Below are 25,109 nucleotides of genomic sequence, written 5' to 3' on the forward strand. Positions count from 1 at the left end.
ATGGCTATGGACCAGATCCAGAATCTCAATTTGATACCGATGGTCGTCGAGCAGACGGCACGCGGCGAGCGCTCCTACGACATTTACTCGCGCCTGTTGAAGGAGCGAGTGATTTTCCTGGTCGGCGAAGTCAACGACCAGGTGGCCAACCTGCTGGTCGCGCAAATGTTGTTTCTTGAGTCGGAAAACCCGGACAAGGACATCCAGTTCTATATCAACAGCCCGGGTGGTGCGGTTACCGCGGGTCTGGCGATCTATGACACGATGCAATTCATCAAGCCGAACGTCAGCACGATGTGCATCGGTCAGGCGTGCAGCATGGGTTCGTTCCTGCTGATGGCGGGTGCCAAGGGCAAGCGCTACGCGTTGCCGAATTCACGCATCATGATTCACCAGCCGTCGGGTGGCGCGCAAGGTCAGGCGACTGACATCGAGATTCAGGCACGCGAGATTCTTTACATCCGCGAGCGTTTGAATCGGCTGTATGTCGAGCATACCGGCCAGCCGATCGAGAAGATCGAATTGGACATGGAGCGCGATCGGTTCATGAACGCCGTCGATGCCAAGACTTACGGTCTGATCGATGAAGTGCTCGGCAAGCGCGCCGGCGAGACGGTCAAATCGGCCTGATTTCCACGCTGTACCTAGGTGTCTTTATTAGCGTTTCGTATCTGAATGCAGATGCGAAACGCTGTGTTATTCTCAAGACGCATCCAGATTTACCAGCGGGATCGAAAGTATGAGTGACGATCGGCAGGGCCGTTCCAGCGATAGTGGCAAGATTCTCTATTGCTCCTTCTGTGGCAAAAGTCAGCACGAAGTGCGCAAGCTGATCGCGGGTCCATCCGTGTTCATCTGCGACGAGTGCGTGGAGCTTTGCAACGACATCATCCGCGAGGAACTGGAAGAAAAGGCTGCATCCGGCCGTACCCAGTTGCCCAAGCCGCGCGAAATTCGCGAGTCACTGGATCAGTACGTGGTTGGTCAGACGCGTGCAAAGAAAGCGCTCGCTGTCGCGGTCTACAATCATTACAAGCGAATCGAGTCGCGTCAGAAGAGCGACGACATCGAGCTCGGTAAATCCAATATTCTGTTGATCGGTCCGACCGGTTCGGGCAAGACGCTGCTGGCTGAAACGCTTGCGCGCCTGCTCAATGTGCCGTTCACAATCGCCGATGCCACCACGCTCACCGAGGCGGGTTATGTTGGCGAGGATGTCGAGAACATCATCCAGAAGTTGTTGCAAAAGTGCGATTACGATGTCGAGAAGGCGCAGTCGGGCATTGTGTATATCGACGAAATCGACAAGATCTCGCGCAAGAGCGAAAACCCGTCGATCACCCGGGATGTTTCCGGCGAAGGTGTGCAGCAGGCATTGCTGAAGCTGATCGAGGGCACACTCGCTTCGGTGCCACCGCAGGGTGGCCGCAAGCATCCGCAGCAGGAATTCCTGCAGGTCGACACCAAAAATATCCTGTTCATTTGCGGTGGCGCGTTTGCCGGGCTTGAAAAGGTTATTCAGCAACGCTCGGAGAACACGGGTATCGGTTTTTCGGCCGAAGTGCGCAGCAAGGAGCGCACGGAGAATCTGGGCAAGACGTTGTCCGACGTGGAACCCGCCGATCTGGTGCGTTTCGGCCTGATCCCGGAGTTTGTCGGTCGTTTGCCGGTGGTGGCGACGCTTGACGAACTGGATGAGCCTGCGCTGGTGAAGATTCTCACCGAGCCGAAGAATGCCGTCACCAAACAGTTCAAGAAGCTGTTCGAGATGGAAGAGGTGGAACTGGAGTTCCGGCCGGAAGCGCTGCAGGCGATCGCCCGCAAGGCGCTCAAGCGCAAGACCGGTGCCCGCGGCCTGCGCACCATTCTCGAGCAGGTGCTCCTGGATACCATGTATGAGCTGCCATCGCTCGAGCATGTGAGCAAGGTCGTTGTGGATGATGCTGTGATCAATGGTCAGGCCGAGCCGTACCTGATCTATCGTGGCAACCTGCAGCAACGCGTGGCGGGAGAGGGCAGCGACGCTGCCTGATTCATTCAGCCATACACTGCGCGCAGGCGGGCACTAAAAACGGCTCCGGTGAATCACCGGAGCCGTTTTGTTTTACGCAACAGTGACACCTTGAGTGGAAGCCGGTTGGCCTCCATTTGAATAACAGATGCACCCGGCGCAGTGTCGGGGCGAACCTAGATTCGACTTTCTGAGGGAACCCTCTTCGATGGCCAAGAACACCTTACCCTCCGTGCTGATGGATGCGCTGCCGGTACTGCCATTGCGAGATGTCGTGGTTTATCCGCACATGGTCATTCCATTGTTTGTTGGGCGCGACAAATCCATGCGTGCGCTGGAGCGTGCGATGGAAGGCGAGCGGCAGATTTTGCTGGTGGCGCAGAAGAGTCCGGATATCGATGATCCGGAGATATCTGACCTGCATCAGATCGGGACGCTGGCCGGCGTGTTGCAGCTACTCAAACTGCCCGATGGCACCGTCAAGGTGCTGGTCGAAGGCCAGTCACGCGTCGCGGTCGAGGATTTTCGCGAGGACGGCGGCATGCTTACCGCCCGTTCCCGTGTCATCGAGCCGGTTTACAACGCCAAGGAGCGCGAGCTCGATGTGGTTTCACGCACATTGATCTCGCTGTTTGAGCAGCTGGTCAAACAAAGCCGCAAGTTGCCGCCTGAAGTGCTCGCCAGCCTGTCGGGAATTGACGATCCGTCGCGTGTTGCCGATTCCATTGCGGCACATCTTTCCGTGCGCATGGCTGACAAGCAGAAGGTGCTGGAAACCACCGACGTTGGCGAACGCCTGGAATTGCTGATTGGGCTGGTCGATGGCGAGATGGACCTGCAGCAGGTCGAGAAACGCATCCGCGGTCGGGTCAAGTCGCAGATGGAAAAGAGCCAGCGCGAGTATTACCTCAACGAACAGATGAAGGCGATCCAGAAAGAGCTCGGCGACAGCGAGGACGGTACCAACGAAGTCGAGGAGCTTCAGAAGAAAATTGATGCTGCCGGCATGCCCAAGGCTGTGCTGTCCAAGGCCAAACAGGAATTCAACAAGCTCAAGCAGATGTCGCCGATGTCGGCTGAAGCCACCGTGGTGCGCAATTATCTGGACTGGCTGGTTGGCGTGCCGTGGAAAAAACGCAGCAAGGTTCGAAAAGATCTGCAAATGGCGCAAGAGGTGCTGGACGCCGATCACTTCGGGCTCGAAAAGGTCAAGGATCGCATCCTTGAATACCTTGCCGTGCAGCAACGTGTAACGGTGATGAAGGGGCCGATCCTCTGTTTGGTCGGTCCGCCGGGTGTGGGTAAAACATCACTCGGACAGTCGATCGCCAAGGCGACCAACCGCAAATTTGTCCGCATGAGCTTGGGTGGCGTACGCGATGAGGCCGAAATTCGCGGGCATCGTCGTACCTACATCGGTTCGATGCCGGGCCGTATTGTGCAGAACATCAATAAAGTGGGTGCCAAGAATCCGCTGTTCGTGCTGGATGAGATCGACAAGATGTCGATGGACTTCCGTGGCGATCCGTCATCGGCCCTGCTTGAAGTGCTCGATCCGGAACAGAACCATGCGTTCAACGATCATTACCTTGAGGTCGATCTCGATCTTTCCGAAGTGATGTGGATCGCCACGGCCAATTCGCTGAACATTCCCGGCCCATTGCTCGATCGCATGGAAGTGATCCGCATTCCGGGATATACCGAGGACGAGAAGCTGGGCATCGCGCTGAAATACCTGCTGCCAAAACAGCTCAAGGCCAACGGTCTGAAGCCAGAGGAACTCAGTGTCAACGGAGAAGCGTTGCGCGACATCGTGCGCTACTACACGCGCGAGTCGGGTGTACGTAATCTTGAGCGAGAGATATCCAAGATCTGCCGCAAGGTGGTCAAGGAGTTGACGCTGGGCGAGGTCAAGAGATCGAAGGTCAAGGAACTGGCCACTCAAGGTCAGATCAAGAAGGCAGTTGCTAACTCTAAGAAAGCCAAGGCTCCTGGAAAGGTCAAGGTCGATTCAGGCAATCTTGAGCATTACCTTGGCGTGCGCCGCTTTGACTTTGGCCGGAAGGAATTGCAGAACGAAGTCGGCCTCGTCACCGGGCTTGCATGGACACAGGTCGGCGGCGAGCTGCTGAGCATCGAAGCATCGGTTGTCCCCGGCAAAGGTCGGCTTGTCCATACCGGTCAGCTGGGCGATGTCATGAAGGAATCGATTCAAGCGGCCTTGTCCGTTGTGCGGGCGCGCGCCGATCAGCTTGGTATCGACCCGGAGTTCCATCAGAAGCTCGATGTACATATCCACGTGCCGGAGGGCGCGACGCCGAAAGATGGTCCGAGTGCGGGTATTGCCATGTGCACGGCACTCGTCTCGGTGCTGACCAAGGTGCCGGTGCGTTCGGAAGTGGCGATGACGGGTGAAATCACTCTGCGTGGCCGCGTGCTGCCCATTGGTGGCCTCAAGGAGAAGCTGCTTGCGGCTCATCGTGGCGGCATCACGACGGTCATCATTCCGGAGGACAACAAGAAAGATCTGGCGGACATGCCGGCCAACATCACTTCCTCGCTGGAGATTCATCCGGTACGCTGGATTGACGAGGTGTTGGATATTGCGCTGGAACGTCCGCTTCAACCGAATCAGGCCAAGGAGGAGGCGCCTGCTGCGGCTGTCGGTGAGCCACCCGAGGTGCATTCACGTACGCACTGATTCCCCCGTGTTGATGGCTGCGATGGGATCAGACTGATTTGAAGAAATGCTCCGCATTCGTGGAGCATTTTTTTGTAGATATCGGTTATTCCTGAGCAAAGTTTGGACTTGGCTCCTCGGCGTTTGTTTCGCAACCGATTTTGTCAAGTGTGTACAGGCCAAAAACGTTGGTGCAGCTTGTGTTGCGGAGTCTGGCAACGCACTGGTATAAAGGCGTTACCGCAATCCCGGCGTGACCTGTGAGCGCAGTGATGCGGGATTGCGTAACGGCGCCTAGCAAGAGTAAAGAGTTAACCATCCGTGCCGGCACCATTTCTTACCACAACTAATTTACGCCGGCCGTAAACCGAATCAAGGGAGTTTCTCAATGAATAAAACTGATCTGATCAATGCCATCGCCGAAACCGCCGAGTTGACCAAGGCCGACGCCGGCCGCGCACTCGAGGCTTTCTTTGCGACCGTGCAGAAGTCGTTGAAGAAGGGCGAGGACGTTTCGGTGGTTGGTTTTGGCACCTTCACTGTGCGCAAGCGCGCAGCACGTACTGGCCGCAATCCGCGTACTAACGAAGCGATCAAGATCAAGGCTTCGAAAGTACCCGCTTTCAAGGCTGGCAAGACCCTCAAGGATGCCCTAAACTAAGCGGCTGCTTGGTTTTGGGTGCTTAGCTCAGCGGTAGAGCGTCGCCCTTACAAGGCGGTGGTCGTAGGTTCGATCCCTACAGCACCCACCAGAAAAATGTGGAGCGGTAGTTCAGTTGGTTAGAATGCTGGCCTGTCACGCCGGAGGTCGCGGGTTCGAGTCCCGTCCGCTCCGCCACAGTTCGCAAGGGCGCCCCTGTGGCGCCTTTGTTTTTTTAGCAGTGCGCGTTTGTTGTTGGGGTGCAGTAATCAGTAGCGGTCGCTTGCGGCGGTTTTTGCGCTACTCGTGAGTCACCCGTTTTACGCGCCATCAATCACGTTGCGGGAAGATTCCAATGCTGCAGGCAATACGTAACAAGATGCATGGGTGGCCATCGGTCATTCTTCTGGGTATTTGCGTTTTGGCGATGTCGCTGTTCGGTATGGAAAGTTATTTCACCTCACACAACGACACGTTTGTCGCCAAGGTCGGCAAGCATGAAATCTCCCAGAATGATTTCCAGACGCGCGTAAATCAGCTGCGTCAGCAGGCCAGCGAGGAGCAGGGCGACCATTTCGACTCCAGCGTTTTCGAAAAGCCGGAAGCCAAGCAGCAGATTCTCGACGCCATGGTTGACCAGCAGCTTCTGCTGCAGGCCAACGACGACTGGGGCATGCGGGTATCCGATCAGGCCGTGCGCGATTACATCGCGACAGTTCCGGCTTTCCAGCTCAATAATGAGTTTGATCCGACCACCTACCGCACTTACCTTGAAAGCCAGCGCAAGACGCCGGATAGTTTCGAGAGCGACATCCGTTCGTCGCTGGCCAGTCAGCTGATTCCCGATGCGATCAACGACAGCACGATCATTACCGACACCACTACGGACCGGTTCCTGAGCTTGATCAGCCAACGTCGCGACCTGCGTTACTTCGTCTTGCCGCGGCCCCAGTTGGCCGACGATCAGGTCACCGACGCGCAGATCGACACTTATTACAAGGCGCATCAAGCCGATTACATGAATCCCGAGCAGGTCTCGGTGAAGTATCTCGAAGTCAACGGTGCCGACCTCAAGCTGGATGCAGCGCCCAGCGACGATGACCTCAAGAAACGTTATGAAGATGAAAAGCAGCGTTTCGTGCAGCCGGAACAGCGCCTCGTTTCGCACATCCTGATCAACGTGCCGGCCAATGCCACGCCGGATCAGCAGAAGGCTGCACTGGCCAAGGCCGAGAAAATCGCGGCCCAGGCAACCCCTGACAACTTCGCCAGCCTGGCCAAGCAGGATTCCGAAGATCTGGGCTCCAAAATCCAGGGCGGCGACCTGGGTTGGTTGCAGAAGGGTGTGACCAATGCACCGTTCGAAGCGGCGATGTTTGCCCTGCAGAAAAACCAGATATCCAAGCCGGTGCTGTCGCCCGATGGTTATCACATCATCTTTTTGCGGGATCTTCGCAGCGGCGAGTCCAAACCATTCAACGAAGTGCGCGATCAGCTGGTCAAGGAACTGTCGGCCGGCGGCAAGGATCGCAAGTACAACGAGGTCGCTGGCAAGCTCTCCGACAATACCTATCAGAATCCATCTTCACTTGAGCCGGCGGCAGCTGCGCTGAGTCTTCCGATCAAGACGACGGCCTTGTTTTCGCGCCAGGGTGGCAGCGATGCGCTGACAGCAAATCCCAAGTTTGTCGCTGCGGCGTTTGGCGACGATGTGCTTGTTCAGGGCAATAACTCTGGCCTGATCGATCTTGGCAACGACCATTCGGTGGTGCTGCATGTCGACAAACACGTGCCTGCCGCACTGCGTCCGCTGGCTGAGGTACGCGCTGACATACGGAAAAAAATTCTCGACGAGCGCACGGTAGCTGCCGAAAAGAAGCAGGCAGACGACATGGTCTCAAGTCTGAACAAGGGTGATGCGATGCAGACGGTTGCCACGTCGGTCCACGCCACGATCAAGACCGTGGCTGAAGCAGTTCGGACTCAGTCGCCGCAAGCCCCTGTAACCCCGACGCCAGCGCCCTTGCTCAAGCAGGCTTTCCTGATGCCGCATCCGGCGGCGGGCAAGTCGCAGTACGCTGCAGTGGATATGCAGGACGGAACCTTCGCGCTGCTGGCCGTGGATAAAGTGCAGGACGGTGATTTGTCCAAGATCCCGCCGGAAGAACACGATGCGCTGCGTCAACAGATGGCTCAGGCTTACGGTGCCGAAGCAACGCGTGAACTGATTGATCAGCTGAGAGCGAAAACCAAGATCCAGATCAACAAAGCGCAGATGTAGGTCTTTGACATGCGGCGATGAAGTTGTCATCGCGAAATAAAAAGGGGCAGCTACGGCTGCCCCTTTTTCGTTATTTACGCAGGCTCAATCGGAGCCGCTCACCTTGAGTACCTGTCCCGGCTTGAGCGCTTGCCCATGCAGATGGTTCCACTGCTGCAGCTTCTTGCTGCTTACCGAATAGCGCCGCGCGATTTGCCAAAGGCTTTCGCCACTTTTAACGGTGTGGGTTTTCCCGCGCGCGGCTGATGACGCTGAGGAATTTGTTTGCTTTGGCTGATCGTCGCTGTTGTCCGTGGAATTCAGAGGTTGGCCAGCGGTTGTCGCAGTACTGGGTTGCTGCACCAATGAATCGCGAAATTGCTGGGCATGGTTAGCCGGCAGCATCAGATACGAAACGGCGCCGGCATCCATCGTGTTGCCACGAAACGCCGCGTTGAGGTTTTTCAGCGTACTCACCGGAACACCTGCCTGGCCAGCAGCCTGAGCGATCGGCATGGAGTGGGAGATACTGACCTGCACCAGATGTTGTTCATCGGATATGGTGGGCAGGGTGACATTGAAACGACCCGGCTCACGTACCACGCAAGCCATGGCCAGCATCCGGGTCAAATGTTCTCTCGTCACGTTTTTTACGGGCAAATGCGGTATCACGGGTTCAGCGGGAGGCGTGCCAAATCTCTCCACCAATTTGGCGACGTTGAATTCGCCGGTGTTGTACGCGTAATCGACCACACGCCAGTCGTCGAATTTGTCGTGGTATTGCCTGAGCATTTTCATTACCGCGTTGGCCGATGCATCGACGTCAAGACGTGCGTCGTAGCGGCCGTCGACACGCAATCCCATCCTGTTGGCCGTAAGCGGCATGATCTGCCACATGCCGGCCGGCCGGTTCTTACGCCCCGGCAATGACTGAAAGCCACTCTCGATCCACGGCAGCAGCACGAATTCGCCGGCGACGTCATAGTGCGCGGCCACCTCTCGTACATAGGTCAATTGCGGCATCGCTTCTCGCAATTGATCTTCGAAACGCTCGGGATTTTTGGTATAGCGCTCCGCCCAGGTCAAGATGGAAGGATCGGCATCGCAATCGCTCATCGCGAAGCTGCCCCGCATTTGCTGCCAGAAGTCGACGACCTGAGGAGCGATTACTGGGGGTGACGTAACCGGCTGCGCAGTCGCCTGGGGGATCTTGATAGCCGGCTTCTGAATGGCTGGCTGGCGTAGACTTGGGGAGGGCACGCCGACACATGCGGTCAGCAGCATCGATAGCGCTGGCAATAGCGGTCGCAGCGATCTGTTTGTTACCGTCACCGGAACGCGTCCTTGGCGCCACGCAATGCTGCGAAGCGGGCAATACGATCACCGCCGACACCTCGCTGGTCACACCAGTTTGTCACTGCCTCGCTATCAACACGCAGAAACGGGTTGGTGGCTCGTTCCATAGCAAGCGAAATCGGCAATGTCGGTTTACCCTCGACACGCAGCACTGCAACTTCCTGCAGGCGTTTGTGCAACTCGGGATTCTGCGGTTCGATGGTGACGGCAAACCGCCCGTTGGTCTCGGTATATTCATGTCCGCCACAGACCTCGGTTTCACCAGGCAATGCCGACAGGCGATCCAATGAATCGAGCATCTGTTTGGGCGTGCCTTCGAACATCCGGCCGCAGCCCATACTGAACAAAGTGTCGCCGCAGAGCAGCAGGCCAGCCCCGAAGTACGCCACGTGGCTGAGCGTGTGGCCAGGGATGGCGATCACCTCAAAATGCAGTTGCGGTGATGAAAGCTCGATGCGATCACCGTCTTCGACTTGTTCGGTCGTTTCGATGATGCGTTCATCAACAGGCGCGTAGACCGGAACGTCATGTTGCCGACGCAATTCGGCGACACCGCCTATATGGTCGGGATGGTGATGCGTCAGCAGGATGGCCCGCAGCTTGAGCTGCCGGGTCGCCAGGGCATGTTCGACAACCGAGGCTTCACCGGGATCAACAACGATGGCCATTCCGTCGTCATCATGGATCAGCCAGATGTAGTTATCGGCGAGTGCCGGCAAAGGTATCAGGTGCACCACGATCTCCGGACTATTGATCGACTGCGTGACGACTCGGCGATTGAAGCGGGTCGGTTACGATGAGCGGTTATCAAATTTGTTGGCGTTATGCCTTATGTGTCATGCGGCACCGTCAGATCTCTAACTACTGGCCTCACCGCGGTATCTGTGGTGTTTTCAAAGTCCCCTTTCGGTTGGATACGCTGATTGGGCAGGTGTCAGCCGAGCGACTATAAACAGCCAGAGCCATTGACTCGTTATCCTGGTGTTAATCGGACAGCGGGTTGTTCAGCTACGCGACCGGCTTCCCACGTTAGTGATTCCACTTCAGGCGGCATCGGATTGTCATGAGCCGTTACACTCCCTCGACAGTTTGAAAACCGGATCGGCAGCATGCCTCAACGCGATCAAAGCATCTATGCCAGTGCGCCAGTGCGCCGATTGCTGGATGATCAGACCCGTGCAATGACGCCCGACTTGCAGCGTTGTGTCGGCGACTATGCCTTGCTGGTTGGCACATCGGCCGAAGACGCGTCACCACCTGCATTGCCGATGCTCGGCTGCTGGATACGGATGCAGGTAGAAGGCAATCGTTATCAAGGTGATCTGCTGGCGGCGAGCGATGAAGGCTTGCCTTTTATTGACGACGCGTTCGAGTTGGTACTTCTGCAACACGCGCTCGAGGCAACGGTGATGCCTGCTTCGCTACTGGAAGAAGCTGTTCGCGTGTTGGCGCCAGGGGGGGTGCTGGCGATAACTGGCGTGCATCCGATGAGCGCGTGGGCGCCTTGGTTTCGCTGGCGCGCTCGTGGCAAGCGTCTGACGCTGAACATGCCGCTGCGGCTCATGCATGCCTTGCAGCAGGCTGGATTTGAGATTGAGCAGGCGCGGCGTGTGGGTTGCGTTCTGCCGGCTGGCGTGAGTGCTTACACGATCAGCACGAAACTATTGGGTGGCGGCTACGTGGTCATCGCTCGCAAGCGACGGCGCGTGGTCACGCCTCTAAAAATCCGGCCGACACCGCTGAAGGTGCCGGCAAGCGGGCGGCTGTCGCCGAGTACGCGACGTAGTGCCGTAATTTGACCATGAAGAGATAAGCAGGCAACGATGAACGAAGTGGAAGCATTTACCGATGGCGCCTGTCTGGGCAATCCGGGACCGGGCGGTTGGGCTGCTCTTTTGCGCGCCAAGGGCGGTGAACGTGTCATTTCAGGCGGAGACCCTGCCACTACCAACAACCGAATGGAGCTGATGGCGGCCATCGGCGCACTGGAAGCGTTGAAGCGGCCTTGCCAGGTGCAGCTCACCACCGACTCGCGTTATGTGATGCAGGGTATCGAGGAGTGGGTGCCAAAGTGGCGCGCCAATGGTTGGCGCACCGCTGACAAGAAGCCGGTAAAGAATCAGGATTTGTGGCAGCGTTTGTCCGAAGCGGTTAGCACGCATCAGGTGCGCTGGCAGTGGGTAAAAGGCCATAACGGGCATGCCGAAAACGAACGTGTTGACCAGGCTGCGCGCGAGCAGGCCGAGTTGATGAAGGCTGATTCGATGAAGCCTGATCTGATGAAGAGCTCGGCATGAGACAGATCATTCTCGATACCGAAACCACCGGCCTTGAAGTTCGCCAAGGCCACCGCCTGATTGAAATTGCCTGCGTCGAGATGGTCGAACGCCGGCTAACCGGCCGGCACTATCAGACCTATCTCAACCCGGAGCGTCGCATTGACGAGGGCGCGCGGCAGGTCACCGGTATTGAAGACGATTTTTTGCTCGACAAGCCGCGGTTTGTCGAAGTAGTCGATGAGTTTCTTGCCTTTATCGATGGTGCCGAGCTGGTTATCCACAACGCCAGCTTTGACGTCGGGTTTCTTGACGCTGAACTCGCTGCGCTGGCAAACGGTTCGGGTTCTATCGGTGATCGCTGCAACGTGCTCGATACGCTCAAGATGGCACGCGAGCGCTACCCGGGCCAGCGCAACAGCCTCGATGCGCTGTGCAAGCGTCTGGGCGTGGATAACTCACGACGCGATCTGCACGGTGGCTTGATCGATGCCCAGTTGTTGGCCGATGTTTATCTGGCGATGACTTCGGGACAGGTGGCTTTTGATCTTGGTTTTGAAGCGGCTAGCGAACAGAAGCACACTGTTGCCTTGGCGCCCATCACGCTGCGCGCGCGACCACGCATCCTGCGCGCGGCAGGCGACGAGTTATTGCTGCACGAGCAGCGTCTGGATGCGCTGGATAAGAGTGTGGGTGGCAAGAGCATGTGGCGCCAACTGAATTGATCGCTGAATCGATCCACTCAGGAGTAGCGCACGATGACCGCCGTGATGTTGTCGTCGCCACCGCCATCCAGCGCATTCAGCAATAGCTGATCGACGCATTCCTGCGATGCGAGATCCGTACGTGCGACGATGCCGGCTATCGATGCATCGTCGATGCTCTCGGTCAGGCCGTCGCTGCACAGTACAAATCCGGTGCCCGCTTCCAGCCGACCGCGAGACATGCCGATATGCAGCTGTTCGGTGGCTGTTACGCCCAGTGCCTGGGTCAGCACGTTGCGCTGTGGGTGCTTTGACGTCTGTGAGGCATCCAGCTGGCCGGATTCGACCAATGCTTGTACCAGTGAGTGATCGTGACTGATCTGCCGCAGCTCTTGTTTCCACATATAGATGCGACTGTCGCCAACCCAGGCAACCTCGTAGCTGTCTGCGGTCACCCGCAGTGCGGCGATGGTCGTACCCATGGGCAATACCTCGAAACTGCCTCGGGTATGCGTAAGTAGCCGCTCGCCGGCACCTTGCACGGCCTCAACCAGGCTATGTCCACGGGTGATCAAGTCGACGACAGCATCCCGCACCATGGCTGATGCCACCTCGCCGTGCTGGTGACCACCCATGCCGTCGGCAACCAAAAACAGGCCTAGTGAGGCGTCCGCGTAGTAGGTGTCCTCGTTACGCAGGCGGCGCAGGCCAACGTGCGTTCCGTGTCCGAATTCGATCATGATCTGTCTTGTGCGGCGAATGGACGGAGCATGCCGGATGCCATGGTTGTTGTCACGATAGACGTGTCCGCGTATCATCCGCGGTTCGCATAAACCAGCATGCAAAACCTTTGGAGAGGTGGCAGAGTGGTCGAATGTACCTGACTCGAAATCAGGCGTGCGTGAAAGCGCACCGAGGGTTCGAATCCCTCCCTCTCCGCCAGAAAGTATAAAGAAGGGCCGCTTGCGCGGCCCTTCTTTAATTTGCAACTTATCGTTTCTTACTTGAACGCATAGGTGCCGGTCAGGCTGACCACGTCGCCGTGATCCTTGAACTTGCCGACCATCGTGCCGGCGCCCAATGCAACCGGATTGGTCAGGTTAACCGGCACGTCGCTGACGAACTGATGCTGGTAGCCGAGATCGATCGAGATACGCTGGGTTGCCTGATAGCCGACACCCAGGCCCACGATGCGGCGGGCGCCGTCGGGGATACGTGGATCGCGGCTGACGATGTTGGTTGGGGTTTCGTCGTAACCGAGGCCAGCACGCAGGGTCCACACATCGTTCAACTTGTAGTCGCCGCCGATCGAGTATGTCCACGTGTCTTTATATTTCTGTGGCAGCGCGACCAGGGTTTGGCCCTGCGAGGTCAATGCCAGGCTCTGGAAATTCGACCAATCGGTCCAGCCGACAGTGGCCGCAAGGCTGAACTGATCGTTGAACTTGTGCAGCCAGTCGGCGCTCGCAAACGCTGGTGTGTCGAGTACTGCATTGGCTGACGCGCCAGCGGGGTTCAATGTCGGAAGGCCAGCGTTCGGGAACACGACAGGGGCCAACGTGAGCAGTTGCAAGCTGGCGGCAGAGCCATACAGCTTGTAGGTGCCGCTCAACGTCTGCTGGACGCGCGAGTGGTAGCTGATGTCGACGCTGTCCTGCTGCGTGGGCTTCCATTCGAAGCCACCGAAATAGCCGAATGCAAAGCGCTTCTTGACGTTGACGTTCAACTGCACATCGCCGCTCTGCGGAGCGCCGAGGATGGGTGCGCCGAACAGGGCGGCCGCCGAACCGTATGGATCAAGCACAGTGTTGAGCTGCGCCTTGGTGCGCTGACCCTCAATACCTGCGCCGACCGAGAATTCGTCATTGACCTTGAAGCCGGCCGACATACTGACTGCGATCGACTCCAGGCTGGTTTTGGTACCGAAATAACGACCTTCCCAGGTCGGGTTGTAATTGCTGGCCAGTCCGTAGGGAACGGTGACACTGCCGCCAATAGTCAGGCGGTCATTTACCGGGAGGGCCCAGGCGATATCGGGGAACGGAATGAACTTGCCAAAGCCGTTGGGATTGCTGCCGGTGGTCGAATTGCCCTGCTGATCGCGGAACTGGCCCTGAAATTCAGCGCTGGGGCGAATGCCTGTGCCGGTGACCTGAATCAGTGGAGCATCGAAAAATGCCATTGCCGCAGGATTGTTGTAGGCCGCCGTGGGATCATCCGGGAATAGCGAACCACCTGCACCAGCGCGGGCCCAGCCGGCGGCGTTTGTGGTGGGAAGCTGGAAGGAGCCAGCCTGCACGCAGAGCGGCAGCGACAGCGCGGAAACGACAGCGAGGGCGAGACTTGCCTTGGTGCCGAAGCGGGTGAAGCCTTGCAAGGTTTGACGGTTCACGGTGGTTCTCCTGTGACGACAGCCTGAGGTGATGCCTCAGAGTGAATAGTCGTGTTGTGGGACTGTAACGATTGGGGAGTAGGCGATTTGGTCGATTTAAGAACCGGATCGCTACAAGCGTTGTCGAACTATTGTTTTTATTTAGAGGGCCAGCCTCCCTTCCTTGAGCCATTCCAGGACACCTGGTGCAGCATGAAGCTCACCGGTGGGTTCAGCGACAGCGTCTCTGCTGGCGACGGCGGTCGCATTGTCCAGTTCCAGCACCTGTTCAATTACCCGAATCTGCTCGGGACTGCCGAATGGCGCGGTGAGTATTGGCGAAATGAGTGAGATCAATCGGGCGAGTAACTCGCCGTCATTTATCGTCTCGCCCATGCTGAGGTCATCAATCAGCTTCTGCATGTCTTCGCCCGCGAGAATGCCCGACAGCGCCTTGAGCCCAAAGTGCAGGCGCAGGCCAAGTTCGTTGCGTGGCAGCTGGGGCAGGGTGCGCGAAAACGCTTCGAAAAAGCGACCGAAGATTGGCCGGTAATGTTCTTGCAGATAGCTGAGGATGAACGGTGATCGATCGCTGTAAACGCGTCCCAGCAGGCGCATGAACGACTTGCCCCCCACGCTTTCATGACTGATCCGAAAAGCGGGTATGAACAGCATGCCGAATACGGCCGCTGGACCCAGCCCGTCTGGCCACTGTTTCTCGCAATTGCTCAGCAGCTGCAGCCGTTCCAGATTGAGCCGATCCAGGCGCTGCGATAGCAGTTCTTGCATCAGCGCTTCTTTACTGCCGAAGTGATAATTGACCGCGGCGAGATTGGCATGCGCTTTCGCGGTGATCTGTCGCAGCGACATCGCCTCGTAACCGCATTCGATGAACAGCGATTCGGCCGCTTCCAGCAAGCGCTTACGCGTATCCCCGGCACCGTTGCGAAGAGTCGCAGTCAAGCGAGGTGGCCCGAAACTGGGTTGAGCGTGAGTGAAGACATCTGCTTCAAATCCAGGATTCAAACATGTGTGTGAACGTTAAATCCCCGGCTGTTTCGCAGCAAGCTGCACTGCACTAACGCAGTGAACAGGTAGTGCTAAAGCCTTATTCAGATTAGGGAATAGCAGGAGTTTGTGGCTGTGCAAGGGATGGCGCCGATACAACGCCGTGAACGCTTGCGCCTTGGTATTCAAGGGAGCGAGGTGTTCCTCGCTCTCTTGTTGCAGTGCAGCGAAAAGTCTGTTCAGTTACAGCAGAATCTTGCGCTTAGCCAGCCTTCTTTTTCGCCAGTCGCAGCCAAGTATCCACGACGGTATCTGGATTCAGCGACACCGACTCGATGCCCTGATCCATAAGCCATTCGGCGAGATCCGGGTGATCTGACGGCCCCTGACCGCAGATGCCGATGTACTTGCCTTTGGCCTTCGCGGTCTTGATTGCCATGGACAGCAATTTCTTGACCGCGGGGTCGCGTTCGTCGAACAGGCCGGCCACGATGCTGGAGTCGCGATCGAGACCGAGCGTGAGCTGGGTCAGGTCGTTGGAGCCGATCGAGAAGCCGTCGAAAATGTCGAGGAATTCATCCGCCAGCAGCGCGTTGGACGGCACTTCGCACATCATGATGATCTTCAGATCATGCTCGCCCTGTACCAGACCGTTTTTCCTCAGGACCTCGATGACCTTCGCGCCTTCACCGAGCGTGCGCACGAAGGGGATCATCACCCAGACATTGTCCAGCCCCATCACCTCGCGTACGTGCTTGACCGCTTTGCACTCCAAGCCAAAAGCATCAGCAAAACTGGGATCGACATAGCGGCTGGCGCCGCGGAAACCGATCATCGGGTTTTCTTCATCCGGTTCGTAGCGCGAACCGCCGAGCAGGTTCGCATATTCGTTCGACTTGAAGTCGGACATGCGCACGATCACCGTTTTCGGATACACCGATGCGGCAATCGTGGCGATGCCTTCGGCCAGACGATCGACATAGAAGCTCACCGGGTCGGCGTAGCCGGCGATGCGCTCGTCGATCTTGGCCTTGGTGGCGGCGTCCTGCTTGGCGTATTCCAGCAGCGCCTTCGGATGCACGCCGATATGGCTGGCGATAATCATCTCGAGCCGGGCCAGGCCGATACCTGCATTCGGCAGCATGCCGAAATCGAACGCGCGTTCCGGGTTGGCCACGTTCATCATGATTTTCAGCGGCGCCTCGGGCATGTCGCCCAGATCCGCGGTGACACGTTCGAATTTCAGGATGCCTTCGTAGATCGTGCCGGTGTCGCCCTCCGCGCAGGATACGGTGACGTCGACGCCATCGGGAATCTTGTCCAGCGCATTGCCGGTACCGACTACGGCTGGTACGCCCAGCTCGCGCGCGATGATCGCCGCGTGGCAGGTGCGGCCGCCACGGTTGGTGACGATTGCTGCGGCGCGCTTCATCACCGGCTCCCAGTCGGGATCGGTCATGTCGGCGATCAGCACGTCGCCGGGTAGCACCTTGCTCATGTCGGCCAGCGTGCGGATCACGCGCGCCTTCCCGGCACCGATCTTCTGACCGATCGAGCGGCCCTCGGCGAGGACCTTGCCGCGTTCGCCGAGGTGGAAACGTTCCAGTTGGGTGGCGTGTGCGCGCGACTTCACCGTCTCGGGGCGGGCCTGCACGATGTACAGCTTACCGGTATTGCCGTCCTTCGCCCACTCGATATCCATCGGTCGGGCGTAGTGCTTTTCGATGATCAGCGACTGGCGGGCGAGCTCCTGCACGTCGTCGTCATCGATGCAGAACTTGTTACGCAGCTCCGCTGGCGTGTCTTCAGTACGGACACGCTCGCCGGCGGTGTTGGAATACACCATGCGTAGCTGTTTGGCACCGAGGTTGCGGCGGAGCACGGCGGGCCTGCCTGCATTCAAGGTCGGCTTGAATACGTAGAACTCATCGGGATTCACCGCACCCTGCACGACCATTTCGCCAAGACCGTACGAGCCGGTGATGAACACGACGTCGCGAAAGCCAGACTCGGTGTCCAGTGTGAACAGCACGCCCGAGGCGCCCACGTCCGAGCGCACCATCAACTGCACGCCGGCAGAGAGGAATACGTCATCGTGCTTGAAGCCCTGGTGTACGCGATAGGAGATCGCGCGATCGTTATAGAGCGAGGCAAAAACTTCTTTCACCTTGTGCAGCACGTCATCGATGCCGACCACATTGAGAAAAGTTTCCTGCTGGCCGGCGAACGAAGCATCCGGTAAATCTTCGGCCGTGGCGGACGAACGCACCGCGACGGCGATATCTTCGGCACCAGCGTCCTTGCACAACTTGATGTAGGCGTCGCGAATCGCCTGCTCGAGTTCGGCGGGCAGGGCGGTATCGACGATCCAGCCGCGGATCTCCTTGCCTGCAGCAACGAGTGTGTCGACATGATCCACGTCAAGATCAGCAAGGCGTTCCTGGATGCGCTTCGCCAGACCGCTTTTTTCCAGATACTGCTGAAAGGCATCGGCCGTGGTGGCGAAGCCGCCGGGTACCGAGACGCCCAGCTTGGCGAGATTGCCGATCATTTCGCCGAGCGACGCGTTCTTGCCGCCGACCTTGCCGAGGTCGGTCATACGCAGTTGGTCAAGCCATAGCACCAGATCGTTCAAGGGTATCTCCTCAAGAGCGCGGTAAAAAAGTGGGATTGGTGCGGGATGCAGTGTCGCAGCGGTCTGCAAAGGACTGGTATTGTCCGCTGTCGATGATGCACAGCACAAGAAGACCATTGCGAAACGTCGCCACTCCAACTGCATACCAGTCAGGCGGCAGTCAATCGGCGACAGCGTTTGACGCTTGCGTTATGGTGCGAACAAGTCCATCGAAGTGATCAGGCGACGGTATGCAGCGAACGGTTTTCTTCATCTCCGACTCCACTGGTATTACGGCGGAGACCATTGGCAACAGCATCCTGGCGCAATTCGAGGGCGTGCAGTTCGACAAGCATCGTCTGGCGTTCATCGACGACACCAAGAAAGCGGAAGCTGCCGCCCTGCGCATCAAGACCCACTATGCGCAGACCGGCGAGCGTCCGATCGTGGTCAACACCATGGCCGAGCGCGCGTTGTGCGATATCGTCGCCGACAGCGGTGCACTGATGCTGGATGTCTTTGCACCGTTCATCGGTCCGCTGGAAGATGAGTTGGGCGTCAAGCGTTCGGGCGCAGTCAACCGATCTCACGGTATCGTGGATTTCGCGAAGTACGAAGCGCGGATGAATGCGACCAACTACGCGCTCACCCACGATGACGGTCTGGATGTCGACTACGGCAAGGCGGACCTGATCCTGGTTGGCGTATCGCGTTCGGGCAAAACGCCCACCTGTCTGTATATGGCCTTGCATTATGGTGTCAGCGCCGCCAACTATCCGTTGACCGATGATGACCTCGACAAGCTGGAGCTGCCGAAAAGGCTGGTTCCCCACAAGAACAAGTTATTTGGCCTGACGATCGATCCGCAGCGACTGGCGCAGATCCGTGAGCAGCGGCGTGCCGGCAGTCAATATGCCACGCTGAAGCAGTGTCGCTGGGAACTGGAGCAGGCCGACAGGCTGATGCGCCACGCCGGCATCTCCAGCCTCAACACCACCCACACGTCGATTGAAGAAATTTCCAGCAAGATTTTCTCCCGCTTTGGTATCGAGCGGACTATGTTCTGAGTGCCGGCCCGCCAGGAGTTTTTGCTACCGATGATCGCTACGCCCCACCGCCGACCCAATTTGCTGCCCGGGCGCTTCGAGTTCCTGATGGGGCTGTATGCGGAAAATTATCATCGGTTGGCGCGGCTGTTCGCGCCGCAGGATCTGAGCCCGGGCCATTACGTCTCCAATGTGGATGACCATCTCGATGTGCATCTGCATCTGCAGGAAGTCCATCCGTATACGATGGAGCTCGAACTCACTTATGACTTTGTCGATGCGCACACCGGGCAACGCTCACCGTCGGCGCAGCTGCGCATGTATACCGATGCCCATGTGGCGGAAGCGCTGCATTGCCATCCGGGTCGACACCTTTGGCAGGTGCTCGGCCCCTTTCCGGCGGCGAATACGGTGTTCCAGCATCGCCTGCGGATGAACAGCTTTCTATCGCGCTGGCTGGAATATCTCGGCGAGCAGGGGCATTCCGCCGGTACGCTGGAACGTCAGACGGACGACGGGTGATCATCAAAAACACTCAACAAAAAACCCGCGCAAGGCGGGTTTCCGTTTAGTGGCGGAGTGGACGGGACTCGAACCCGCGACCTCCGGCGTGACAGGCCAGCATTCTAACCAACTGAACTACCACTCCGCATTTTTCCAACCATCTTTCCAGCATTACGAGTCAACTTGGCGTCCCCACGGGGATTCGAACCCCGGTCGCCACCGTGAAAGGGTGATGTCCTAGGCCTCTAGACGATGGGGACAATTCAAGTTGGTGGAGCCAGGCGGGATCGAACCGCCGACCTCCTGCATGCCATGCAGGCGCTCTCCCAGCTGAGCTATGGCCCCGCTGCTGGAAGCCCGAAAGAATAGGTCCGAGTCACATATCCGTCAAGACTTTTTTTCAGATTTCATGCTGGCGCCGTCGATGAGGATCCAGTTGCTATCACGCTGTTGATACAGGCCAGCACATCAGGCGAATACCAAAACGAAGCGCTTCGTTTAAGCTGCGATTGACTTGATGCAATAGCGGACAAGGCATGCACGAAATCGGTTTTATTCGCGATCTTGCCGTGGTGATGCTCGTGGCCGGTGCCACGACGATTCTTTTTCAACGCCTGCGGCAACCCGTGCTGCTGGGCTACATCCTGGCCGGCGTGCTGATCGGACCGCATACGCCCGGCATGCTGGTAGCAGATCCGCAGGCGATTGACGATATTTCCAATCTCGGCGTCGTGCTGCTGATGTTCACGCTCGGTCTCGAGTTCAGCGTGCGCAAATTGCGCGAAGTCGGAATCGGCGTACTGGCGGTGGCAGTGGCCGAAGTCGGTCTGATGATGTGGATCGGTGTCGGCCTCGGCAGTCTGTTCGGCTGGAAAGGCATGGATGCATTGTTTCTCGGCGCGATCATTGCGCTGTCCTCGACCATGGTGGCAACCCGAACGTTGTCCGAGAGCGGCCAGCGGCATCGGCCATTCGCCAAGCTGGTGGTGGGTCTGTTGGTGGCTGAGGACATGCTCACCATTGTGATGCTCACCTTGTTGACGGCCGTGGCGATCGGTGGTTCGGTGAAAGCGGAAACGGCGTTCACGCTGATCGGCCACTTGGGCCTTTTCGTTATTGTCGGGATGATTCTCGGCCTGTTATTGCTGCCGCGACTGGTTGATTACGTGGCCGGTTTTGGTCGCGACGAAACGTTGCTGGTCAGCGTGCTTGGCATCTGTTTTGGCGCGAGCTTGCTCGCCGTCTGGATGGGTTTCAGCGTGGCGCTCGGCGCATTTCTCGCCGGTGCTGTGGTGGCGGAGTCGCAGAGCGTCAATCGAGTGATGCGGCTGATTGAACCGTTGCGCGATATGTTCGCCGCGCTGTTTTTCGTGGCGATTGGACTGAAGATCGACCCGGTGATGCTGGTGCAATACGCGTTGCCCGCGGTGCTCATCGCCACGGTAGTTATCATCGGCAAAACGATGGCTTGCAGCCTGGGTATCTTTATCGTTGGTCACGATGCACGCACGTCGCTGCGCTCGGGTCTGGGCATGGCGCAGATCGGCGAGTTCTCTTTTGTGATCGCGACGCTGGGGCTGTCACTACATGTGATCAGCGACTTTATTTATCCGATTGCGGTGGCGGTATCCGTCGTTTGCATGGCGGCATCGCCCTATCTGGCGCGCTCCGCCGACAACCTGGCGAACGGATTGCGAGCGGTCACACCACGTCCGGTGCGGCTTTTGGCCACCAGCTACAGTGGCTGGCTGGAGAACCTGAAGCCAGTCAATGAAAACGCCGCGATAGCCGCGATTTTCCGCCGATTGCTGTGGCACATCGTGGTCAACGTACTTTTGGTGGTGGCGCTTTTCATCATCGGTGCCTACATAAATGCGCACAACTGGGACTGGTTCACTCTGTTTGGCATCGGGCGTGATCTGCGTCATACGGTTATCTGGGCGTGTGCGTTATTTCTTTCGTTACCGATGCTGATTGCGGTCTACCGCAAGGCCGAGGCGCTGGGCATGGTGCTGGCCGAACTGGGCATACGTGAGCGGTTTACCGGTTCTTACACGCAGGCAATTCGAAGCGTGCTGGCGCGCGTTATTCCGTTGGCAACCCTGTTTGCACTTGCGTTGCTGGTTGGTGCATTAGGTTCGGCGATCCTGCCGCCGCGCGGTGTAGCGCTCTCGCTGATACTGGTCGGTCTGGTTCTTGCGATCGTGCTATGGCGAGGGATGGTCAAGATGCACGCGCGATTGCAGGCGGCCCTTAAGGAAACCCTGGAAAAGCCCGCACCACCATGAAGTTAATGGACTGATCGGGGCCATCAGGCTGGATGAAGCGCCGAGCAATGAACCTTTATGCTGAATGACGGTCCTTGCATGGCAACGTTGCCAAGATTGGACTAGCGCCTCACAATGTGTGGCCTGCCTCCATTGGGGGGGCCCGGTTGGCAATGCCGGCAAATCAAAACACGAGGGAGTTACGAATGAAGCAATTTCTGCGTCCCACGCTGACAGCGGCCGCGATGGCTGTTGCGCTGGGCATGACTGCGAGCGTGTACGCCCAGGCTGCCAAAACCGGCGCCGCCGCCACGGGCACGGTCGACAAGGCCAAGGCCAGCTATGTGGTCGGTTGGGAGATTGCTTCCCAGGTTCCACCGATCATGCGCGACGAACTGGATGCGGCTGCTGTGGGCCGTGCTGTCCAGGCAGCGCTGTCCGGTCAGAAGCCGACCATGAGTGATGCCGAAGCCAAGGAAGTGCACGATGCTTTCATGGCAAAGATTCAGGCCAAGTATCAGGCTGAGATGGTTCGCGTCGGTGCGAAGAACAAGACCGAGGGCGATGCATTCCTGGCCAAGAACAAGAGCGCTCCTGGTGTGAAGACCACGGCGTCCGGTCTGCAGTATCAGGTGATCAGCCAGGGCACCGGCGTCCGTCCGGGTCCGAATGACACCGTGCAGATCGATTACACCGGCACGTTCGTCAATGGTCAGGTGTTCGACGCTTCGGCCAAGCACAATCCGCCGGGTCCGGCCTCGATTCCGCTGGCTGGCGTGATCCCCGGTTTCCGCGAAGGTCTGCAGCTGATGCAGGTTGGCGGTCACTACAAGCTGTACATCCCGTCGACGCTGGCCTATGGTGCCGAGCCACAGCCGCCGATGCCGCCGAATGCCACGCTGATTTTCGACGTGACCTTGGTCAAGACCGGTCCGACGCCGGCTGGCGCTGCCCCAGGTGGCGCTCCGGGTGCTGCCGGTCCCGGCGGTCAGTAAAATAAGTTCGAGGTCTAATCGACTCGAGACAGCAAAGGGCGCGAAGTGATTCGCGCCCTTTGCTTTTGGTCAGCGGTAACTCGATGCAAAATCCGCAGCCGGTTAGAATGTCTGGCTGATGCTCCAAGGAAATCGTCCCAGCGATGATGAAGATCACAATTTTTGGTACGGGTTATGTGGGACTCGTCACCGGCGCGTGCCTGGCCGAAATGGGTAATCATGTCGTCTGCGTCGACATCGATATCGGCAAGGTCGAACGACTAAAACGCGGTGAAATTCCGATTTACGAGCCTGGTTTGGAAGCCATCGTCAAGCGCAACCATGCCAGTGGCCAACTGAATTTCACCACCGAGGCAGCTGCTGCCATTGCACACGGTGAAATTATTTTCATCGGGGTAGGTACACCACCGGACGAGGACGGTAGTGCTGATCTCAGCTACGTGCTGGAAGTCGCCAAGACCATCGGCAACCACTTGAATCGTTATGCGGTCGTCGTCAATAAATCGACCGTGCCAGTGGGTACCGCCGATCGTGTACGCGCCGCCATCAGCGCCGAGTTGAATCAGCGTAGCGCCCACGTCGAATTTGACGTGGTGTCCAATCCCGAATTTCTGAAAGAGGGCGCGGCTGTCGAGGATTGCCTGCGGCCTGATCGCATCATCGTCGGTGCATCCAGCGAGCGTGCTGTGGCGGTGTTGCGCAAACTCTATGCGCCGTTCAACCGCAATCACGATCGCATGGTAGTGATGGACGAGCGTTCGGCCGAGCTGACCAAGTACGCCGCCAACGCCATGCTGGCAACCAAGATCAGTTTCATGAACGAGATCGCCAATATTGCCGAACGTGTCGGTGCTGACGTGGAACTGGTGCGACAGGGCATTGGTTCGGATCCACGCATCGGCTACCACTTTATTTATCCGGGTGCGGGTTACGGCGGCTCGTGTTTTCCCAAGGACGTTCAGGCGCTCGAGCGCACGGCGCGCAGCTATGGCTATGACGCGCGACTGCTCACTGCGGTCGAAGCGGTAAACCGGCAGCAGAAAGACAAATTGTTCGAACTGATCACGCGCCACTTCAATGGCGAATTGAACGGTCGGACGATCGCGCTATGGGGGCTGGCATTCAAACCGAACACCGATGACATGCGTGAGGCGTCCAGTCGGCATCTGATGGAAGCGCTATGGAAAGCGGGTGCCAAGGTTCGCGCATTCGATCCGCAGGCGAGCGAGGAAACGCACCGACTCTATGGTGAGCGCACGGATCTGGTGCTGTGCAAAAGTGCATACGATGCATTGCAAGGCGCGGATGTGCTGGCGGTCGTGACCGAGTGGAAAGCCTTTCGCAGCCCGGACTTTCAGCGTATTGGCAGCATGCTCGGCGAGCGGGCCATATTCGATGGACGCAACCTTTACGATCCGGCTGCCGTGGAAGAGGCGGGTATTGCCTATTACGGCATCGGCCGCGGTCGCAGCTTGCAGCTGAAGGCATAGAGATGAAGCTATGAGAATTCCTATCGACACGCTCGAGCAACGGCTGACCGAAATGGAAGTCAAGCTGACGTTTATCGATGATACGGTGCAGGCGCTGGCGTCCGCCGATGCCGATCAGTCCGTACGCATTGCATCGCTGGAACGAGCGCTGCGCGATTTGCGGGGCGAACTTTCATCCATGCGGATCGGACAGGCGGATGATCCGCATAGCGAACCGCCACCGCCGCATTATTGACCATCAGAATAATCATCAAATCCTCCGATCACGGATTGCCAGCATGGCCGACTCTCTCCGCGACCTGCTGCTGAAAAGCGGCATCGTCAAACAGCTTCACGACAGCAAACCCAAGCCGCCGCCGCAAAGCAGCAGGCCTGCATACAAAGGTGCCAAGCCAGCGCACTCTGGCGGTAAGCCGCGTCCATCGCAGAATAAAAATACTTCGCGACCGCCGAGCAAGGATCAGAGCGAGATCGATCTGGCCAAGGCTTACGCGATTCGCGCGCAAACGGAAGCCAGCGAACGCAAGCGCGTCGAGCAGGAGGCCGCCGAGCAGGCCCGGTTGCGCCGCGAGCGCAAGCTGAAGATCCAGCAATTGCTCGAAGGCAAGACACTCAACAAGCCAGACGCCGATCAGCCGCGTAATTTTGAATACGGCGGCAAGATCCGACGCGTGCATGTGGATGCAGCGCAGTTAGTAGCGCTCAACGCCGGTGAGCTTGGCGTTGTGCAGCAGGCCGGGCGCTATTTTCTTGTCAGTCGCGAAGTTGCCGAACAGGTGCGGGCAATCGACGCACATCAACTGGCGCTGCTGGCCGAACCGGGCAGTGACGGTATGGCCGACGATGGCGTGCCCGACGATTTGATGTGGTGAATACGAGCGACTGGG

21 protein-coding genes and 6 tRNA genes are annotated in these 25,109 nt (G+C 58.0%); 18 read left to right on the plus strand and 9 right to left on the minus strand.

What is annotated here, in order from left to right; genetic code table 11:
• Positions 1-6 precede the first annotated feature (6 nt).
• The 7 genes from clpP to HDE80_RS06925 all read left to right on the plus strand — a co-directional run bounded on the left by clpP (position 7) and on the right by HDE80_RS06925 (position 7,612).
• A complete protein-coding gene (gene clpP / locus HDE80_RS06895; protein ID WP_304625077.1) occupies positions 7-630 on the plus strand; it encodes an ATP-dependent Clp endopeptidase proteolytic subunit ClpP in 624 nt (207 codons plus the stop codon).
• Between the two features lie 109 nt (positions 631-739).
• The gene (gene clpX / locus HDE80_RS06900; protein ID WP_184602445.1) at positions 740-2,032 is read left to right on the plus strand and encodes an ATP-dependent Clp protease ATP-binding subunit ClpX; all 1,293 of its coding nucleotides are present in this window, start codon (positions 740-742) and stop codon (positions 2,030-2,032) included.
• A gap of 187 nt (positions 2,033-2,219) precedes the next feature.
• Positions 2,220-4,712, plus strand: a complete 2,493-nt coding sequence (gene lon, locus HDE80_RS06905; protein WP_184669200.1) for an endopeptidase La — start codon at positions 2,220-2,222, stop codon at positions 4,710-4,712.
• Positions 4,713-5,079: 367 nt separating this feature from the next.
• The gene (locus HDE80_RS06910) at positions 5,080-5,352 is read left to right on the plus strand and encodes an HU family DNA-binding protein (protein ID WP_184602443.1); all 273 of its coding nucleotides are present in this window, start codon (positions 5,080-5,082) and stop codon (positions 5,350-5,352) included.
• Between the two features lie 16 nt (positions 5,353-5,368).
• A tRNA-Val gene (locus tag HDE80_RS06915) sits at positions 5,369-5,443 on the plus strand.
• Positions 5,444-5,452: 9 nt separating this feature from the next.
• Positions 5,453-5,529: transfer RNA gene (locus tag HDE80_RS06920), tRNA-Asp, on the plus strand.
• A 157-nt stretch (positions 5,530-5,686) separates the two neighbouring features.
• Entirely contained in the window at positions 5,687-7,612 is a 1,926-nt protein-coding gene (locus tag HDE80_RS06925) for a SurA N-terminal domain-containing protein (RefSeq protein WP_184669202.1), read from the plus strand.
• Positions 7,613-7,696: 84 nt separating this feature from the next.
• Here the strand turns inward: HDE80_RS06925 and HDE80_RS06930 are convergent, their stop codons facing one another.
• The gene (locus HDE80_RS06930) at positions 7,697-8,707 is read right to left on the minus strand and encodes a LysM peptidoglycan-binding domain-containing protein (protein ID WP_184669210.1); all 1,011 of its coding nucleotides are present in this window, start codon (positions 8,705-8,707) and stop codon (positions 7,697-7,699) included.
• A 212-nt stretch (positions 8,708-8,919) separates the two neighbouring features.
• Positions 8,920-9,681 carry a hydroxyacylglutathione hydrolase gene (gene gloB / locus HDE80_RS06935; RefSeq protein WP_184669212.1) on the minus strand — a complete coding sequence of 254 codons (762 nt, stop codon included), beginning with the start codon at positions 9,679-9,681 and terminating at the stop codon, positions 8,920-8,922.
• Positions 9,682-10,056: 375 nt separating this feature from the next.
• Between gloB and HDE80_RS06940 the strand changes: the two genes are divergently transcribed.
• From HDE80_RS06940 to dnaQ, 3 genes are read left to right on the plus strand one after another with little or no spacing between them, the layout of a single operon-like run.
• Positions 10,057-10,746: a methyltransferase domain-containing protein gene (locus tag HDE80_RS06940; protein WP_184669214.1), complete on the plus strand. Its 690-nt coding sequence runs from the start codon at positions 10,057-10,059 to the stop codon at positions 10,744-10,746.
• Between the two features lie 24 nt (positions 10,747-10,770).
• Positions 10,771-11,244: a ribonuclease HI gene (rnhA, locus tag HDE80_RS06945; RefSeq protein WP_184669222.1), complete on the plus strand. Its 474-nt coding sequence runs from the start codon at positions 10,771-10,773 to the stop codon at positions 11,242-11,244.
• Positions 11,241-11,948, plus strand: a complete 708-nt coding sequence (gene dnaQ / locus HDE80_RS06950; RefSeq protein WP_184669224.1) for a DNA polymerase III subunit epsilon — start codon at positions 11,241-11,243, stop codon at positions 11,946-11,948. Before rnhA ends, dnaQ begins: the two co-directional genes overlap by 4 nt.
• 17 nt (positions 11,949-11,965) lie before the next feature.
• On the opposite strand, the gene HDE80_RS06955 is transcribed toward dnaQ, so the two are convergent.
• Positions 11,966-12,667 carry a protein phosphatase 2C domain-containing protein gene (locus HDE80_RS06955; protein ID WP_184669226.1) on the minus strand — a complete coding sequence of 234 codons (702 nt, stop codon included), beginning with the start codon at positions 12,665-12,667 and terminating at the stop codon, positions 11,966-11,968.
• Between the two features lie 112 nt (positions 12,668-12,779).
• Here HDE80_RS06955 and HDE80_RS06960 point away from each other — a divergent pair.
• Positions 12,780-12,869: transfer RNA gene (locus tag HDE80_RS06960), tRNA-Ser, on the plus strand.
• 58 nt (positions 12,870-12,927) lie between these two features.
• On the opposite strand, the gene HDE80_RS06965 is transcribed toward HDE80_RS06960, so the two are convergent.
• The 3 genes from HDE80_RS06965 to ppsA form a co-directional block, all read right to left on the minus strand.
• Positions 12,928-14,319 carry an outer membrane protein transport protein gene (locus HDE80_RS06965; RefSeq protein ID WP_184669229.1) on the minus strand — a complete coding sequence of 464 codons (1,392 nt, stop codon included), beginning with the start codon at positions 14,317-14,319 and terminating at the stop codon, positions 12,928-12,930.
• 141 nt (positions 14,320-14,460) lie between these two features.
• Positions 14,461-15,261 (minus strand): TetR/AcrR family transcriptional regulator, encoded by an 801-nt coding sequence (locus HDE80_RS06970; protein WP_255483620.1) that lies wholly within the window; start codon positions 15,259-15,261, stop codon positions 14,461-14,463.
• 307 nt (positions 15,262-15,568) lie between these two features.
• Positions 15,569-17,941, minus strand: a complete 2,373-nt coding sequence (gene ppsA / locus HDE80_RS06975) for a phosphoenolpyruvate synthase (protein ID WP_184669231.1) — start codon at positions 17,939-17,941, stop codon at positions 15,569-15,571.
• Between the two features lie 230 nt (positions 17,942-18,171).
• Between ppsA and HDE80_RS06980 the strand changes: the two genes are divergently transcribed.
• Both HDE80_RS06980 and HDE80_RS06985 read left to right on the plus strand, forming a co-directional pair.
• The gene (locus HDE80_RS06980; RefSeq protein WP_184669233.1) at positions 18,172-18,987 is read left to right on the plus strand and encodes a pyruvate, water dikinase regulatory protein; all 816 of its coding nucleotides are present in this window, start codon (positions 18,172-18,174) and stop codon (positions 18,985-18,987) included.
• A 30-nt stretch (positions 18,988-19,017) separates the two neighbouring features.
• Complete coding sequence (locus tag HDE80_RS06985; protein ID WP_184669235.1) at positions 19,018-19,488, plus strand: DUF1249 domain-containing protein; 471 nt, start codon at positions 19,018-19,020, stop codon at positions 19,486-19,488.
• A 50-nt stretch (positions 19,489-19,538) separates the two neighbouring features.
• On the opposite strand, the gene HDE80_RS06990 is transcribed toward HDE80_RS06985, so the two are convergent.
• The 3 genes from HDE80_RS06990 to HDE80_RS07000 all read right to left on the minus strand — a co-directional run bounded on the left by HDE80_RS06990 (position 19,539) and on the right by HDE80_RS07000 (position 19,815).
• Positions 19,539-19,615: transfer RNA gene (locus HDE80_RS06990), tRNA-Asp, on the minus strand.
• A gap of 39 nt (positions 19,616-19,654) precedes the next feature.
• Positions 19,655-19,730: transfer RNA gene (locus HDE80_RS06995), tRNA-Glu, on the minus strand.
• Positions 19,731-19,739: 9 nt separating this feature from the next.
• A tRNA-Ala gene (locus tag HDE80_RS07000) sits at positions 19,740-19,815 on the minus strand.
• A gap of 191 nt (positions 19,816-20,006) precedes the next feature.
• Here HDE80_RS07000 and HDE80_RS07005 point away from each other — a divergent pair.
• From HDE80_RS07005 to HDE80_RS07025, 5 genes are all read left to right on the plus strand, one after another.
• On the plus strand, positions 20,007-21,758 hold the full coding sequence (locus HDE80_RS07005; protein WP_184669237.1) for a cation:proton antiporter: 1,752 nt from the start codon (positions 20,007-20,009) through the stop codon (positions 21,756-21,758).
• Between the two features lie 185 nt (positions 21,759-21,943).
• Positions 21,944-22,732 (plus strand): FKBP-type peptidyl-prolyl cis-trans isomerase, encoded by a 789-nt coding sequence (locus tag HDE80_RS07010; RefSeq protein ID WP_184669239.1) that lies wholly within the window; start codon positions 21,944-21,946, stop codon positions 22,730-22,732.
• A 146-nt stretch (positions 22,733-22,878) separates the two neighbouring features.
• Positions 22,879-24,222, plus strand: a complete 1,344-nt coding sequence (locus HDE80_RS07015) for a UDP-glucose/GDP-mannose dehydrogenase family protein (protein ID WP_184669910.1) — start codon at positions 22,879-22,881, stop codon at positions 24,220-24,222.
• 10 nt (positions 24,223-24,232) lie between these two features.
• Positions 24,233-24,457, plus strand: coding sequence for a SlyX family protein (locus HDE80_RS07020; RefSeq protein ID WP_184669241.1), 225 nt, complete (start codon positions 24,233-24,235; stop codon positions 24,455-24,457).
• A gap of 43 nt (positions 24,458-24,500) precedes the next feature.
• Entirely contained in the window at positions 24,501-25,094 is a 594-nt protein-coding gene (locus HDE80_RS07025; RefSeq protein ID WP_184669243.1) for a DUF2058 family protein, read from the plus strand.
• The last annotated feature ends 15 nt before the right edge of the window (positions 25,095-25,109 follow it).

The sequence above is a fragment of the Rhodanobacter sp. A1T4 genome (assembly GCF_014207185.1).
Taxonomy (GTDB): Bacteria; Pseudomonadota; Gammaproteobacteria; order Xanthomonadales; family Rhodanobacteraceae; genus Rhodanobacter.

Coding starts and splice junctions, on each gene's coding strand:
- HDE80_RS07020 (WP_184669241.1), top strand. CDS start 24,233: ATGAGAATTCCTATCGACACGCTCGAGCAACGGCTGACCGAAATGGAA.
- HDE80_RS06940 (WP_184669214.1), top strand. CDS start 10,057: ATGCCTCAACGCGATCAAAGCATCTATGCCAGTGCGCCAGTGCGCCGA.
- rnhA (WP_184669222.1), top strand. CDS start 10,771: ATGAACGAAGTGGAAGCATTTACCGATGGCGCCTGTCTGGGCAATCCG.
- HDE80_RS06910 (WP_184602443.1), top strand. CDS start 5,080: ATGAATAAAACTGATCTGATCAATGCCATCGCCGAAACCGCCGAGTTG.
- HDE80_RS06955 (WP_184669226.1), bottom strand. CDS start 12,667: ATGATCGAATTCGGACACGGAACGCACGTTGGCCTGCGCCGCCTGCGT.
- HDE80_RS07015 (WP_184669910.1), top strand. CDS start 22,879: ATGAAGATCACAATTTTTGGTACGGGTTATGTGGGACTCGTCACCGGC.
- clpP (WP_304625077.1), top strand. CDS start 7: ATGGACCAGATCCAGAATCTCAATTTGATACCGATGGTCGTCGAGCAG.
- lon (WP_184669200.1), top strand. CDS start 2,220: ATGGCCAAGAACACCTTACCCTCCGTGCTGATGGATGCGCTGCCGGTA.
- HDE80_RS06930 (WP_184669210.1), bottom strand. CDS start 8,707: ATGAGCGATTGCGATGCCGATCCTTCCATCTTGACCTGGGCGGAGCGC.
- HDE80_RS06985 (WP_184669235.1), top strand. CDS start 19,018: ATGATCGCTACGCCCCACCGCCGACCCAATTTGCTGCCCGGGCGCTTC.
- HDE80_RS07005 (WP_184669237.1), top strand. CDS start 20,007: ATGCACGAAATCGGTTTTATTCGCGATCTTGCCGTGGTGATGCTCGTG.
- HDE80_RS06925 (WP_184669202.1), top strand. CDS start 5,687: ATGCTGCAGGCAATACGTAACAAGATGCATGGGTGGCCATCGGTCATT.
- HDE80_RS07010 (WP_184669239.1), top strand. CDS start 21,944: ATGAAGCAATTTCTGCGTCCCACGCTGACAGCGGCCGCGATGGCTGTT.
- HDE80_RS07025 (WP_184669243.1), top strand. CDS start 24,501: ATGGCCGACTCTCTCCGCGACCTGCTGCTGAAAAGCGGCATCGTCAAA.
- HDE80_RS06980 (WP_184669233.1), top strand. CDS start 18,172: ATGCAGCGAACGGTTTTCTTCATCTCCGACTCCACTGGTATTACGGCG.
- dnaQ (WP_184669224.1), top strand. CDS start 11,241: ATGAGACAGATCATTCTCGATACCGAAACCACCGGCCTTGAAGTTCGC.
- clpX (WP_184602445.1), top strand. CDS start 740: ATGAGTGACGATCGGCAGGGCCGTTCCAGCGATAGTGGCAAGATTCTC.